The organism is Segatella asaccharophila (genome assembly GCF_054687055.1).
The window spans coordinates 1-15540 of record NZ_BAACAN010000001.1 but is presented as its reverse complement, the minus strand read 5'-3'; the positions used below and the strand labels follow the sequence as shown (position 1 = coordinate 15540).

At 43.7% G+C, this 15540-nt stretch carries 8 protein-coding genes; 7 read left to right on the top strand and 1 reads right to left on the bottom strand.

The window, feature by feature from the left end; genetic code table 11:
* Window positions 1-204: 204 nt before the first annotated feature.
* Window positions 205-2667 (bottom strand): glycoside hydrolase family 95 protein, encoded by a 2463-nt coding sequence (locus ACYRYG_RS00040; protein ID WP_460197387.1) that lies wholly within the window; start codon window positions 2665-2667, stop codon window positions 205-207.
* Between the two features lie 452 nt (window positions 2668-3119).
* On the opposite strand from ACYRYG_RS00040, the gene ACYRYG_RS00035 reads away from it, so the two are divergent.
* The 7 genes from ACYRYG_RS00035 to ACYRYG_RS00005 all read left to right on the top strand — a co-directional run bounded on the left by ACYRYG_RS00035 (window position 3120) and on the right by ACYRYG_RS00005 (window position 15331).
* Complete coding sequence (locus ACYRYG_RS00035; protein ID WP_460197255.1) at window positions 3120-7163, top strand: hybrid sensor histidine kinase/response regulator transcription factor; 4044 nt, start codon at window positions 3120-3122, stop codon at window positions 7161-7163.
* A gap of 506 nt (window positions 7164-7669) precedes the next feature.
* The gene (locus ACYRYG_RS00030; protein WP_460197253.1) at window positions 7670-8863 is read left to right on the top strand and encodes an aldose epimerase family protein; all 1194 of its coding nucleotides are present in this window, start codon (window positions 7670-7672) and stop codon (window positions 8861-8863) included.
* Window positions 8864-8903: 40 nt separating this feature from the next.
* Window positions 8904-10622: a sodium:solute symporter family transporter gene (locus ACYRYG_RS00025; protein WP_293416268.1), complete on the top strand. Its 1719-nt coding sequence runs from the start codon at window positions 8904-8906 to the stop codon at window positions 10620-10622.
* A 74-nt stretch (window positions 10623-10696) separates the two neighbouring features.
* Window positions 10697-11374: an NUDIX hydrolase gene (locus ACYRYG_RS00020; RefSeq protein WP_293416267.1), complete on the top strand. Its 678-nt coding sequence runs from the start codon at window positions 10697-10699 to the stop codon at window positions 11372-11374.
* Window positions 11375-11395: 21 nt separating this feature from the next.
* Entirely contained in the window at window positions 11396-12100 is a 705-nt protein-coding gene (locus tag ACYRYG_RS00015) for an L-ribulose-5-phosphate 4-epimerase (protein ID WP_293416265.1), read from the top strand.
* 77 nt (window positions 12101-12177) lie between these two features.
* Window positions 12178-13725, top strand: coding sequence for an L-arabinose isomerase (gene araA / locus ACYRYG_RS00010; RefSeq protein ID WP_293416263.1), 1548 nt, complete (start codon window positions 12178-12180; stop codon window positions 13723-13725).
* Window position 13726: 1 nt separating this feature from the next.
* Window positions 13727-15331: a xylulokinase gene (locus ACYRYG_RS00005; protein ID WP_460197252.1), complete on the top strand. Its 1605-nt coding sequence runs from the start codon at window positions 13727-13729 to the stop codon at window positions 15329-15331.
* The last annotated feature ends 209 nt before the right edge of the window (window positions 15332-15540 follow it).

The following is a 15540-nucleotide window of genomic DNA, read 5'->3' as shown; positions in this document are numbered from 1 at the left end:
AGAGATCCCTAAACATAATAGGGAAAAAATACCAAATAAAGTTTTCCTCATGATTTTAATATCTGTTTTTGTTGTTGCAAAGATAGATATTCCTAATGAGGCAGACTTTCCTATATGGTAACAGGGACTTGCGTGTAAGTAACAAAAAAAGGCATTACCGTGATTTGTAACTCCTTTTAGTAACCTGAGGGAAAGTCTCACAGTCTATTCCGGATAGAAAATATAGTTATTTCCTTTCCGGGTATTTACATCATACTCATAAACTTTCCTGACGACTGGTAACAAAGATCCATGAAAGTCTTTTGAAACCAATGGGGATTTCACTCTGGCAGGGGTAAGAAAAGGATTCGGACATGGCCCGGTTGCCTTACGCAGTCCTTCCCCCTTTAAAGGAACATAAGAGCGCAAGCGCAGCACGCCACCAATAGTAGACCTGATTTTCAAGGTGCGGAGCTTATTTTTCTGCCATACTATACTAACCAGGAAACCACCACGCGCTCTTAATCCTTTTACCTGTCCGCTATGCCAGGCGTCAGGCAATGCCGGCAGGATATGTACAGCCCCATCCTGACTCTGAAGAAGCATTTCCGCTATTCCAGCAGCTACGCCAAAATTACCATCAATCTGAAAAGGTGGATGCGCGTCAAAAAGATTGGGGAAGGTCCTCCCCTTAGGATAATCTTTAGCCTTCTCTTCATCAGGAAGTAAATGCAGCATATCGCTGATAATTTTAAAGGCATGATTACCATCGAGCATACGCGCCCAGAAATTGATCTTCCATGCCAGACTCCATCCTGTTGCCATATCTCCGCGTTCGAGAAGGGTTATTCGCGCTGCCTCGAAGAGTTCCGGATGCAAATATGGGGAAATCTGATTACTCGGATAAAGCCCGTAGAGTTGGGAGATATGCCGGTGATGGTCATCCGGATCATCCGCATCCTGAAGCCATTCCTGCAATTGCCCATACCGTCCGATCTGCATAGGAGGCAACATGGACAAAGCATGATCGAGAGAATCTACATATATTGTATCCTTTGGATAAAGGAGTAGTGTGGCTCTTCGCACATTAGAAAACACGTCAAAGGCGATCTGATTATCCATAGTTGACCCGGCCGTAACAGTTGTTCCTTTCCCCCTTGGTCCATGCTCCGGTGAAACAGTAGGCACCGTCTCTAACCAACCAGTACGAGGATCAATCTGCATATAATCCAGAAGAAAATCTGCCGCACCCTTCATCACAGGATACATCTTACGGAGAAATCTCTGGTCACCTGAAAAGAGATAACGCTGCCAGATATGAGTAGACAACCAGGCCCCGCCTGTAGGAAACATTCCCCATGTAGCGCCATCCACCGGCCCTGCAATACGCCAAAGATCCGTATTGTGATGAGCCATCCACCCCCTACAACCATACATTACCCGTGCCGTGACAGCTCCAGTATGGCTGAGGTCCTGCAACATACTGAAAAGGGGCATCTCCGCCTCTGGCAGATTTCCAGGACCGGCTATCCAATAATTCATCTCCGTATTGATGTTAATCGTATATTTACTGTCCCACGGAGCATAAAGTTTATCATTCCATACACCTTGCAGATTAGCTGGCTGCCCTCCAGCCTGGGAAGAAGAAATCAATAGATAGCGGCCATACTGGAACATCAAGGCCACAAGAGCCATATCCCTCCCTCCTGCAAAATCAGCCAGTCGGCGATCAGTTTCTTCACTAGATTTCTCCGAACGATCAAGGACAAGACTCACACGATCATATTGCCGGCCATAGGTCATCTGATGCCGCTTCAAGAGCATCGGATAATTGTATCTTAAGGCTTGCTGAAGTATCTGAACATTCTGCTTAGACGGATTTCCGCTGATATCATGATAATTAACAAAATTGGTTGAAGAAGTAATATAGATTGTTGCCTTTTGGGCTCCATCAATCACAATACTGTCTCCATAATCATGAATATGGCCATCACTGACTACATGGAAGCGACACTCAGCTGTAAGTCCGGCAGGTACACCCTCTTGTGCGACTCCTTTAATTGTAGCTATCAGTGTATGTCCCTCCACACGGTGGGATCCTCCTAACACGCAATGATGTCTCAGCGAGAAAGAGAGTGCTCCTTTCCGGTTGGCTTCCAATCTCATAACAATAACTTTATCAGCCAAAGAGGCAAAAATTTCTCTCTTGTAATCCACATTTCCAATAGAATAGGAAATATGGGCGACAGCTTTCTTCAGGTCCAGATCACGATAGTAATGACGCACGAGAGCAGCATATTGCCCTTTCATACTCAAGAACATGCTCCCTAAGGTAAGGTATCTCATCCCATGAGGACCAACCACAAAATATCGGTTAATCAATCGATAGGCGGCCATTTCATCATTCGAGAAGATTGAATCTCGTACTGCTCTAAGGTGCACAAGTGCTTCCTTTCCATTGTTCTGGTATGGAGACCCCGACCAGAAAGTCTCATTATTCAACTGAAGTTCATCTTTTACGATTCCGCCGAAATACATTCCGCCCATTCTGGAATTTCCGATCGGCAGGGCCTCAAGCCATTCAGCAGCAGGACGGGTATACCAAAGTATGTTCTCTTGTGACCAGACAACATTGGTGAAGAACAGCATCAAGACCGTTAGAAAACAAAAATATCGTTTTTTATGCATCATTATGTTTAAACTTAAGTTTCTCACGATAGTTTTTCACATAGAGGAACCTTTAAGATAAGTGCCTGAACACATTGAGAATCCTTAGTTTTCATCGCTAAGAATAGCATTCACAGTATCCTTATGAATATTAAAGTATCGGGCCCACTTTTCAATATCCTGTCAGCCTATGGTTTTTCCTGACCTGATCATTCTAAAGTCAAGAAGATTGAAATAAAGGTTAACACTAACTTCCTTTTCATCATGGCACTTTACCTTCGTAGTTCTTTCCGACAAAGATAATAAATAATCTCTAAAAACTGCACTAAAATCATACATATACTTTACCGTTATTACCAAGTATCATAAACTTTCCACCATGTTACATTCCGGGCTACTTTTTACACAAAAGAGAAATCTGAACGCATTTCTTCAAAAAAAACAATTATATTTGCCTCATCAAAAACGAAATCATGAAGAACAAATATCTTTTCATACTCATCAGTATTCTCTTTTTATGCCAGCAGCGTTTAATGGCTCAAATCGGAAAACTCTACAGCACAGACAATCAGCTTGTCAGCAATTTCGTTACACAAGTATTCCAGGATCACGATGGTTTTATATGGATTACCACACGCAACGGACTAGACATCTATGATGGCTATCAATTCCGGACAATCTCAAAAGAAGCACCAGAAAACTACGGTCTGAAAAATAATTATGTAAATTGCATCACGCAAGACCGCAATGGAATGATCTTCTTAGGAACCAATAGTGGCATAGAAACTTACAATGGCAGTCTGTTCCATAGCATAAAGATGGTTGGACCTGATGGGAAAAAAATAAAAACTTATATTACAAACATCATTCAACGCCATAATGGCGACCTTATTGCCAGTTCATCCGGTTATGGCCTGATACGGATACGGGGAGGCATAGCCAAGAGCCTGGGCTACCCTTTCAAGAAATTCAGATATATAGAAAAGTCCATGGAAGATCATAGTGGAAAATTATGGATCATAACAGAAAATAACGGGCTTATCACCTTCAAAGGTAAACGAATATTCTGTTTTTTCAATGATCGTCAGCGGAGAGAATCTGTTCGGGATATTTGTGAAGACCAACACGGAAATATCTATGCCGCCCTGCTCAATTACGGACTTTACCGTAAACCGGCTAATAGCAACACCTTTACGAAAGTCCGACAGACAGGACACCTTCCCCTTATTTGCCTTACACTCTCCCATAAAGGAAATCTTTTATTGGGAACAGACGGACAAGGGATATATATTTACAATCCACAGAAAAATACACTTCAGAAAAATCCTTATTACAGCAGGGAAATTGATCTGTCCAGAACCAAAATCTGTTCTATTCTGGAAGACAGATATGATAATCTATGGTTAGGAATGCTCCAAAAAGGTGTCTTCATGCAACCTGCAGAGCGGATTCAATTTGGTTATATGGGCTACCGCCTGGGGCATGACAATGTCATTGGCGGCAACTGTGTAATCAGTACTCTTATTGACCATAAAAAACATATCTGGATTGGAACGGACAAGGATGGACTCTATGAACTGAACAGCCATTTCCAACTGATCCGTCATTACACGAACCTGCCTCTTTCTGTCCTTACGCTGGCTGAAGACTCTCGAGGACATATCTGGGCAGGGTCCTGGCGTGAAGGTTGCGGCTATATTGATCCGTCATCAGGAGCATGGCATCCCCAAAACCTGAAACAAAATGGTGAACTTAGTGTCTTCGACATTGTCCCTGACCAACAGGGAAACCTGTGGTTCGCCACAATGGGAAAGGGACTGATCCGGCTGGACAGGAAAAGTCAGAGCATCCTGAATTACCGTATGATGAATGGAGCTGATCTGAACCGGCACAAAAACAGTATTCCTAACAATTATCTTTCTAAATTACAACTTTCCCGTGATGGACGCCGTCTGTTCATCGCTTCATCCGTAGGTATATGCTGCCTGGATCTCATCCATAACAGTTGGACGAGCACCTTCGGTTGCAACTGCCCAGACTATGGTACTTTTTCCAGAATCATCCGTGAAGATATTCATGGCAGAATATGGGTAGGCACAAATGAGGGCCTCTGTTGCTATAACCTGAAACGACATTCTCTGCACGTATACACTATCAACGATGGTCTTCCCGATAATGGCATTGCCTCCATAGAGCCCGACCAATCGGGTAATCTGTGGATCGGGACTAACCACGGACTTTCTAAATTTGACCCTGACAAGGGAAGGACGATGAACTTCTATGTCGACAACGGCTTGCAGAGCAATGAATTCTCAGATGGGGCATCCTGCCAAACAGCCGATGGGAAATTAATGATTTTCGGAGGTACAGGAGGAATCACTTGGTTCAACCCACAAAATATTCACCAGCCCCAATGGCACGCTTCTGTAAAAATCACAGGATTTATAGTTGGCAATGAACATGTTATTGCTGGCATGAAATCCGGGATCTATCAGATTACAGACAGACCGGTTATCAATACCGATAAATTTAATCTCGCCTGGGCTGATAACTCCTTCTCCATACAACTTTCCACCCTGACTTTTGATAACCCTGACCATATCACCTATTTATATAAGATAAATGGAGAGAAATGGAAACGTCTGCAGCCTGGAGTGAATGAGATTACTTTCAGCCACCTGTCAGCGGGTACTTACCATTTTCTGGTTAAGGCTATAAACAATAATCTTGAATCCTCTCTCAAATCATTTTCCGTAGTTGTCCACTCCGCATGGTATGCCTCTCTTTGGGCACGTTTCATTTATCTTCTTCTTGCCACAGGACTTATCTATTGGCTGATAAGCAGCCGCAAGCATAAGGAACAAGCCAGACTGCGTATGCAGGAACATATCCACGCGGAACAGTTGGGAGAAGCAAAAATCAAGGCCTTCATGAATATCAGCCATGAGATCCGTACCCCGATGACACTTATTCTAACTCCTCTGCAGTCGTTGATGAAGGAAGATAAGAATACTTATAGAAGAAGCATATATGAAATCATAAGACGGAATGCTACCCGTATCTTGCACCTTATCAATCAAATGATGGATTTACGGAAAATAGATAAGGGACTCATGAATATGCAGATGAAAAGAACCGATCTTGTCGCTTTCACAGATGATATCTATCGACTGTTTTCACAGGAGGCCGAAACCAGAAATATCAAATTCACATTTACTTCTGATGAAAAACCGATGAATGTATACATTGATCGTGATAACTTCGACAAGATCTTGATGAATTTATTATCCAATGCCTTTAAATTTACTTCTGCAGGAGGAAATGTGGAGATCATCCTGACTCACGACGAGAAAAATGCTCGTATCACTATCAAAGACGATGGGGAAAATATTCCGGAAAATAAGTTGGAAACCATCTTCCGTCGTTTTTACCAGAACCCATCGAATTCTAATGATACCCTGCCTGGAACAGGAATAGGACTGGACCTTACCCGGTCTCTCGTCGAACTTCACCATGGTACGATCATCGCACGGAACAACCAGAACGGTGAGAAAGGCTGCAAATTTATTGTCACTCTGCCTTTAGGCTGTGCTCATCTTTCACCGGAAGAATTAACGGACGAAAATAATGATGACTGTCATCCATTGAAAGTCCAGTCTGACAACACGATTCCGGAAAGACCAGGACTTAATAAGGAAGAACTGTTCAACAAACTTTCCACCCGCAAACGCCAGACTATAGTCATTGTTGAGGATGACGAAGATATTCGCAACTATTTAAGATTACAACTGAGAAAGGACTTTAACATTCTGGTTTGTGGAAATGGAAAAGAAGCACTAAAGGTTATCTGCCAAGAAATCCCGGCTTTGGTGATCAGTGATATCATGATGCCTGTAATGGATGGAAACACCTTGTGTGCAAAAATCAAATCCAACATTAACACCAATCATATCCCGGTCATCCTCCTCACGGCAAAAAGCCGTGATGAAGACCGCCTGGAAGGTCTGGAAACAGGAGCTGACGCATATATAGTAAAGCCCTTCAATATGGACATCCTAAAAAGGACAATCACCAATCTGCTAAAAGAAAGAGAAATTCTCCGTAACAAATTTGTCGGAAATGAAGACCGTGATAACGATTTGAATCCTGTAAATATCGAAACACCTGATGACAAACTCCTGGATAGGATCATGTCTGTCATAAACAAGAATCTCAACAACACAGAACTAAATGTCGAGATGATTGCCAATGAAGTGGGAATCAGCCGTGTGCACCTTTACAGAAAGATGAAAGAACTCACCAACCAGACACCGCATGATTTCATTAGAAATGTCCGATTAAAGCAAACCGCCTGTCTGTTTACAAAAGGTCATCAAAACATATCGGAAGTCATGTATGCCTGCGGATTCAGTAATTTAACCTCTTTTTCTACCGCCTTTAAAAATTTCTATGGCATGTCTCCCAGGGAATATATGAAAAGGCATCAACAAGAAGGAAAAAGTGATACTAATGCATAAAACGGATCATTTTATAAAGTTGGGCTTTTAACCATCTTATTATGTTTCAAGAATAAAGTGACTCTGATAATATGGTTGTTGTTTACAGTATACCTCTGATTTTAGGGCCTTAAAGTCCCTTGACACCTGATTCCGGGGGGGTACATGGAGGAGCAATATGTGGCAGTCTGTACGGTGACCAAAATGAACCATTTTGGTCCTTGTGTTCTAAAGAATCTGGTCACAATTAACCATTATGTGAAAGAATCAGTGATTATGATTCTGACTTACCGTTAAAAAAAACAATATTATTTGAACCCATAAAACCTCAATTCCACAGATGCAGATACAGAGACTCTTTCGGAGCTGATATAGACAGATTTACGCCACTGAAATTCCCTTCATATTCTTAAAAAGTGTTATATTTACACTATTATTTAAAGAAAAAGAGAATGAAAGGGAAAAGAATAAAAGAAAATTGCTAATTTTACACTCAATAAGTCAAATCTCTTAATAATCACTCAGGAATGAGAAACTTAAAAAATCTATTTTTGGGAGCAGGAATAACAACAATGTTGCTTGCCTCATGTGGTGCTAACCAAAATGCACAAACCACAGTATCTGGCCTTCACCCAGCAGATTTTGATTCAACAATCAATGGGAAAAAGACCGAGTTGATAACACTTAAGAACAATAAGGGAATGGAAGTATGCCTGACCAATTATGGAGGGCGTGTGGTATCCATCTCAGTGCCTGACAAGAACAACAAACCTACAGATGTAGTACTGGGCTATGACAACATCCGCCAATATGCAGATACCTTAAACAGTCCATCTGACTTCGGGGCTTCTGTAGGCCGCTATGCAAACCGTATCAAGAATGCAAAATTGACAATAGGTGGGAAGACCTATAAGTTACGTGCCAACGACCATGGCAACTGTCTCCATGGTGGTGGAAACACAGGATGGGCTAACAAGATCTATGACGTAAAAGCCCAAACAGATTCATCCGTCATCTTTGCCCTCACTTCACCGGACGGAGCCAACGGTTTCCCGGGAACCGTCAAAGCTACTGCTACCTATACTGTAAAGAACAACAACACCTTGGATATTGTTTTCCAGGCCACGACAGATAAAGAAACGGTGGTCAACATGACCAATCATTCCTATTTTAACCTGAACGGTGATCCTTCAAAAGTTGGTACGAACCAGGTTTTATATATCAATGCTGACAAATTTACTCCATCGGATAAGTACTATATTCCAACGGGAGAAATCAAAAGCGTAGCTGGGACGCCTATGGATTTCCGGACACCTCATGCCATCCAGAAGACAATTGTGGACACGACATACGATCAAATCAGAAATGCGACCGGCTATGACCATAACTGGTGTCTGAACACCTTTAAGAATGGCAAGGGCAATGACACAAAAGTTGCAGCCAGTCTCTATTCACCCCAAACAGGAATTTTGCTCCAGGTCTTTACCAATGAACCGGGCCTTCAAGTTTACACAGGGAACTTCCAGGGCACCGGGATTGCTTGCAAACACGGCATCAAATACCCGAAACATGTGAGTGTCTGCCTGGAAAGTCAAAAATATCCGGATTCTCCTACCAAAATTATGGAGAAGACCAAAGGCTGGGAATTTTCTAATCCGTACCTGAAACCGGGGCAGAAATATTATTCCCATCTTGCCTTCAAGTTCAGTGTAAAGAAATAATCGCAAATAATAACAGAGACCTTAACTGAAACAAAGAACAATGAATTGGTCAATACATGAATTTATATGGCTCGACTGGGTAGTCCTGTTTTTAGGAGTAGTCCTGATCGGATGGGCCGTGATGAGATCCATATCAAAAGAAAAGAGAAGAGAGAAGAATGAAACTTCCGGCGGATATTTTCTGGGAAAAGGAGAACCGTGGTGGGTCATCGGTGCAGCCATTTTTGCTGCAAATATAGGTTCAGAACACCTGGTAGGTTTAGCTGGAGCCGGAGCAAAAACCGGATTCGGTATGGCCCATTGGGAAATGCAAGGATGGTGCATCCTACTTTTAGGCTGGCTTTTTGTGCCAATCTATCAGCATGCAAAAGTTTTCACCATGCCCGAATTCTTGAGCCGCCGGTATACCCGTACGACAAGTAGTTGGCTGAGTATTATCACTCTGGTGTCCTACATCCTCACAAAAGTGAGTGTAACAGCCTTCACGGGAGGCATCTTTCTGGAAAGTCTGATGGGCTTGAACTTCTGGGTAGGAGCCATCGGATTAATCATCATCACAGGTATCATCACAGTCATTGGAGGAATGAAAGGTGTGATGACCATGAGCAAGATCCAGACACCTATCTTGATTGTAGGCGCTTTCCTCGTGCTCTTCCTGTCTTTGGCTGTATTAGGAGGAGGAAGCATCCCCCATGGCTGGCATACAATGATGGCGGCAGCCAGTACCATGGACAATGGCTACGGAACCAATCATCTGGTACACATGGACCCGCATGATCCACTATACGGACAGTTTCCGGGCATCGGTGTGATCATCGGTTCGGCCATTATCGGATTCTGGTACTTCTGTACTGACCAGCATATTGTACAAAGAGTACTCGGCCAGGGGGATCATGAAAGTGATGAGGCCGTCATGCGTCGTGCCCGTCGTGGCACCATCGCTGCCGGATACCTGAAATGCCTGCCCGTATTCATGTTTCTGATTCCGGGTATGGTCGCTATGGCACTGGCAAAAAATCATGTCAACGGATTTACGATGGACAACACCGATGAGGCCTTTGGATTACTTGTGAAATTCGTACTGCCCGCAGGTGTAAAGGGGCTGGTTACCACAGGTTTCATCTGTGCCTTGGTCACTTCTCTGAGCGCATTCTTCAATTCCTGCGCCACACTTTATACGGTGGACTTCTATAAACCGCACCATAAAGATGCAAGTGAGAAAAAGCTGGTATGGGTAGGCAGGCTCGCCACCATCACAGTCGTCATTATCGGTCTCTGCATGATCCCTTTAATGGCAGGTAAAGGACTCTATGAATATCTTCAGGATGTCCAGTCCATTCTTGCTCCCGCCATTGTGGCCGTCTTCGTCATGGGTGTCTTCACAAAGAAAATTACTCCTAAAGCAGGAGAGGTAGGTATCGTTACAGGGTTTCTTATCGGCATGGTCCGTTTTATCACCCAAATTGCACCTGTGAAGAATGCCCTTGATGCTTCTTCCCTGCAAAGAGGACTGGGCTGGTTCTGGGACACCAACTGGCTTATCTTTGAAATCTGCCTACTGATCCTGACGATAATTGTCATGATCATAGTCAGCCTGTTTACCAAACAGGCCAGTGAAGAAAAGCTCAAAGGTATCACTTATCTCACGCAGAGTAAAGAAGAGCGTCAGGAAACACGGCGCAGTTGGAACAAGTGGGATGTCATCGCATCTTTAGGAGTTGTAGCTCTCATCACTGTATTCTACGTTCTCTTCTGGTAATTCATTTTGCAGGACTGTTCATCCGGGGATTGATCCCGGATGAACCCATATAAGAATTTGATAAAAATAATGCAATGAAAAGTTATTATGGAGAACATTCGAAAGTACTCGTCTCCGTCGACTGTATTGTATTGGGATTTGAAACCAAACACCTCAAACTCCTTATCGGTAAACGGCAGATGGATCCGGGACGTGGAGAATGGTCTCTTTACGGAAGGTTCGTTGGCAGCGACGAAAGTCTGGAAGAAGCGGCCAACAAAGATCTTCTGGAACTCACCGGACTGAACAAGATCTATATGCGGCAGGTAGGTGCTTACGGCGCTATCAACCGTGACCCTGGAGAACGGGTCATTTCAATAGCCTATTGCGCTTTGATCAATGCCAAGGACTATGATGATAAGTTGCGAAGGAAATATGGCTTGGAATGGGTTGACCTGGAGAATATGCCTCTGCTTTATTCTGACCATAACCTGATGGTAAGAGATACGATCCTGATGCTCAGACGGCATATTAATACGGAGCCTCTGATCTTTAATCTCCTGCCGAATCTTTTTACGCTCACCCAACTGCAATCCGTCTATGAGGCTATTCTTGATGAGAAAATCGACAAGCGTAATTTCAGAAACCGGATCAAACAGTTTGATTTCGTAGAAAAAACAGGCCTCATTGATAAGTTAACTTCCAAACGCGGTGCTGCATTATACCGCTTTAACAAACGAATCTATTTAGAAGATCCGACATTCAAACTCTGAATAAACTCTTAAGATAAATATATGCTGGAAGATTTAAAAGAAAAGGTCTTTAAGGCCAACTTAGACTTGGTAAAGCACCATCTTGTACTCTTTACCTGGGGAAATGTTTCCGGTATTGACCGAAACAGAGGACTCATGGTCATCAAGCCCTCAGGGGTCAATTACGACACGATGAAAGCATCCGATATGGTGGTTGTAGACCTGAAAACAGGACAGGTAGTAGAAGGTACTCTGAATCCTTCTTCAGATACCCCCACTCACCTTGTGCTCTATCGCAATTTCCCGGAAATCGGAGGTATCGTACATACCCACTCTACCTACGCCACCGCCTGGGCTCAGGCTGGAATGGACATCCCGAACATCGGTACGACACATGCTGATTATTTCCATGATGCCATTCCCTGCACGGAAGATATGACAAGAGACCAGATGGATGAATACGAGTATAATACGGGAGTAGTCATTGTCAACCGATTCAAAAAAGGAAAGATCAATCCAGTCTATACTCCCGGGGTACTGGTCAAAAACCATGGTCCTTTCACATGGGGTAAGGATCCGGATGAAGCGGTCTATCATGCAGTGGTAGCTGAACAGGTAGCAAAAATGGCTTTTATATCGTTCTCGGTTAACCCGAATACGACCATGAACCCGTTACTAATAGAAAAACATTTCAACCGCAAGCATGGCCCGAATGCGTATTATGGACAAAGAAAAAGAAAAGCTTAAATCTTTTCAGACCTGTCATCCCAAAAAAGACAGGTTGAATAACTGAAATATCAAGAACTAAAAACAAAAACATTACTATGGTAAAAACATTTGAAAACTTTGAAGTATGGTTTGTTACAGGAGCACAACTCCTTTATGGTGGTGATGCTGTTAAACAAGTAGACGGACACTCAAAAGAAATGGTTGATGGATTAAATAAATCCAGACGCCTGCCTATTAAGGTTGTCTATAAAGGTACAGCAAACAATACAAATGAAGTAGCTGCTGTGATGTCTGCGGCCAACACAGACCAGAAATGTGTAGGCGTCATCACCTGGATGCATACTTTCTCTCCTGCCAAGATGTGGATTCACGGCCTGCAGATCCTGCAAAAGCCTCTCCTCCATCTCCACACCCAGTATAATCAGCACATCCCATACGATACTATGGACATGGACTTCATGAATCTGAATCAAAGTGCTCATGGTGATCGTGAATATGCACATATCATTGCCCGGCTACGTAAACCCTGCAAGACGGTCATTGGCTATTGGAAAGATGCTAAGACACAGGATCATATCGCCGTCTGGGAACGCGTATGCGCCGGCTGGGCTGACGCTCATGACTGTCTGATCCTCCGCTTCGGTGATCAGATGAACAATGTTGCCGTCACGGATGGAGACAAGGTATCCGCAGAACAGGTTCTCGGCTACCATGTGGATTACTGCCCATTCTCAACGGTCATGGAGTACTTTGATCAGATCAAGGATAAAGATGTGGATGATCTGGTCCACAATGTCTATTTCAAGGAATATACAGTTGCAGATAACCTGAAAGACGGAAAGTCAGAAGGCTACAGGAAAATCTGGAACTCTGCAAAAGCTGAGTTGACCCTCCGTTCTGTATTAAAGGCTTTCGGGGCAAAGGGATTCACAACCAATTTCGATGATCTGGGTGACTATAATGTAGAAAAGACTGGACGTGGATTTGATCAGATCCCTGGCTTGGCTTCTCAGCGTATGATGCATGATGGTTTCGGTTTTGGAGCTGAAGGCGACTGGAAGAGTGCCGCACTCTATCGTACGACATGGTTCATGAGCCAGGGACTTGAAGGAGGCACATCGTTCCTTGAGGACTATACCCTGGACTTCGACGGGGACAAGACCGCTATTCTGGAATCTCACATGCTGGAAGTCAATCCGGATATCTCAGAGGAAGCAAAGCCTCGTCTGGAAGTTCATTTCCTGGGTATCGGCATCCGTAAAAGCCAGACGGCACGCCTGGTATTCACGACCAAACAAGGGCACGGCATTACAGCCACTATTGTTGATCTCGGTAACCGTTTCCGCCTCATCGCCGATGACGTCAACCTGATCAAGAGTAAGCCTCTACCTAAATTGCCTGTAGCTTCTGCCCTTTGGATTCCTGAACCTACCTTTGAAAAGGGAGTAGGCTGCTGGATGGAAGCCGGCGGTGCCCACCACTCTTGTTTCTCCTTCGGACTTACTGATGAATACTGGCGTGATTATGCTGTCATTGCAGACATTGAAGGCTGCATCATCAATAAGGATACCGATCCTGAACAGTTCAAGAAGGAACTTCGCTGGAATGAAATGTATTACATGTTGAACAAGGCTTTGAGATAATATGAATGCAGACTCAAAATCTACGATCGAATCAGGAAAGGCTATTCTGGGTATAGAGTTCGGCTCTACCAGAATCAAAGCCGTCCTGATCGACCGGAATAATAAACCTCTGGCCCAGGGCAGTCACGAGTGGAAGAACCAACTCGTTGACGGTCTCTGGACGTATAGTATTGAAGCTATCTGGTACGGTTTGCAGGATTGCTATGCTAATCTGCGTTCCAATGTCAGAAAGGAATACGATACAGAGATTGAGAACCTGGCAGCCATCGGCATCAGTGCGATGATGCATGGTTATATGCCTTTTGACAAGAACGAACGTATCATGGTGCCATTCCGCACATGGCGTAATACGAACACCGGTAAGGCGGCAGCAGAACTTTCAGCCCTCTTCAATTTCAATATTCCTCTCCGTTGGAGTATTTCTCACCTTTACCAGGCTATCCTTAATGGTGAGGAGCATGTCAAGAACATTAAATTTCTGACTACTCTTGCCGGATATATCCACTGGCAGATCACAGGGAAAAAAGTACTAGGTATCGGTGATGCATCGGGTATGCTACCGATAGACCCCGTTACAAAGAACTATAATGACACAATGGCTGAAAAGTTTGACAAGCTCATAGCGCCGAAAGGATTCCACTGGAAAATCAAAGACCTTCTCCCAAAGGTCTTGCTGGCAGGAGAAGATGCTGGCACACTGACAGAAGATGGCGCAAAAAGACTTGATGTGTCAGGCCATCTGAAAGCCGGCATACCTGTCTGTCCTCCTGAAGGTGATGCGGGAACAGGAATGGTTGCGACAAATGCCGTTAAGCAACGTACAGGAAATGTATCTGCCGGAACATCTTCTTTCTCCATGATCGTTTTGGAAAAAAATCTTTCCCGGCCTTATCAGGTTATTGATATGGTGACGACACCTGACGGCAGTCCCGTTGCCATGGTGCATTGTAACAACTGTACATCTGATCTGAATGCATGGGTTGGTCTCTTCAAAGAATACCAGCAACTGCTCGGTGTGCCTGTTGACATGGATGAAATTTTCAGCAAACTCTACAATCATGCTCTTGAAGGTGATGCTGACTGCGGCGGGCTTCTTTCCTATAATTATTTTTCAGGAGAACCTGTAACAGGACTTGAAGCAGGCCGACCACTCTTCGTCCGTTCTGCCAACGACAAGTTCAATCTTGCCAACTTCATGCGTGCACACCTCTATGGATCCGTAGCCGTACTAAAGATTGGCAATGATATCCTTTTCAACAAAGAAAAGGTCAATGTAGACAGATTTACAGGTCACGGCGGTCTCTTCAAAACTAAGGGTGTAGGGCAACGTATTCTGGCTGCCGCCCTCAACTCACCCATCTATGTCATGGAAACAGCAGGTGAAGGTGGTGCCTGGGGCATTGCTCTTCTGGCTTCTTACCTTGTCAACAACACCAGGAAACAATCGCTGGCTGAGTTTCTGGATACCAATGTCTTTGCCGGTAATTCGGGTACAGAAATCTCTCCTACTAAAGAAGAAGTGGAAGGATTCAATACATACATCAAAAATTATCAGCAGGGACTTGAGATAGAGAAAACAGCTGTCCGCTTTAAAGAAGAAGCATGATTATCCTGCCATAGTCTATACAAATAAATGGAGAAAATCTTCTCCATTTATTTATTCTGTTTATTATTCCTATTAAAATGCAATATGAAACGTACATGATTGTCTTTCGCCAAAGGGAATGAAAAGGGATTTTTTGTATCTTTGCCACAGTATAAATCCTTTAATCCTTTAGATATGGCGAATCAGAAGCAAGAAGTCTCCTTTTCAGA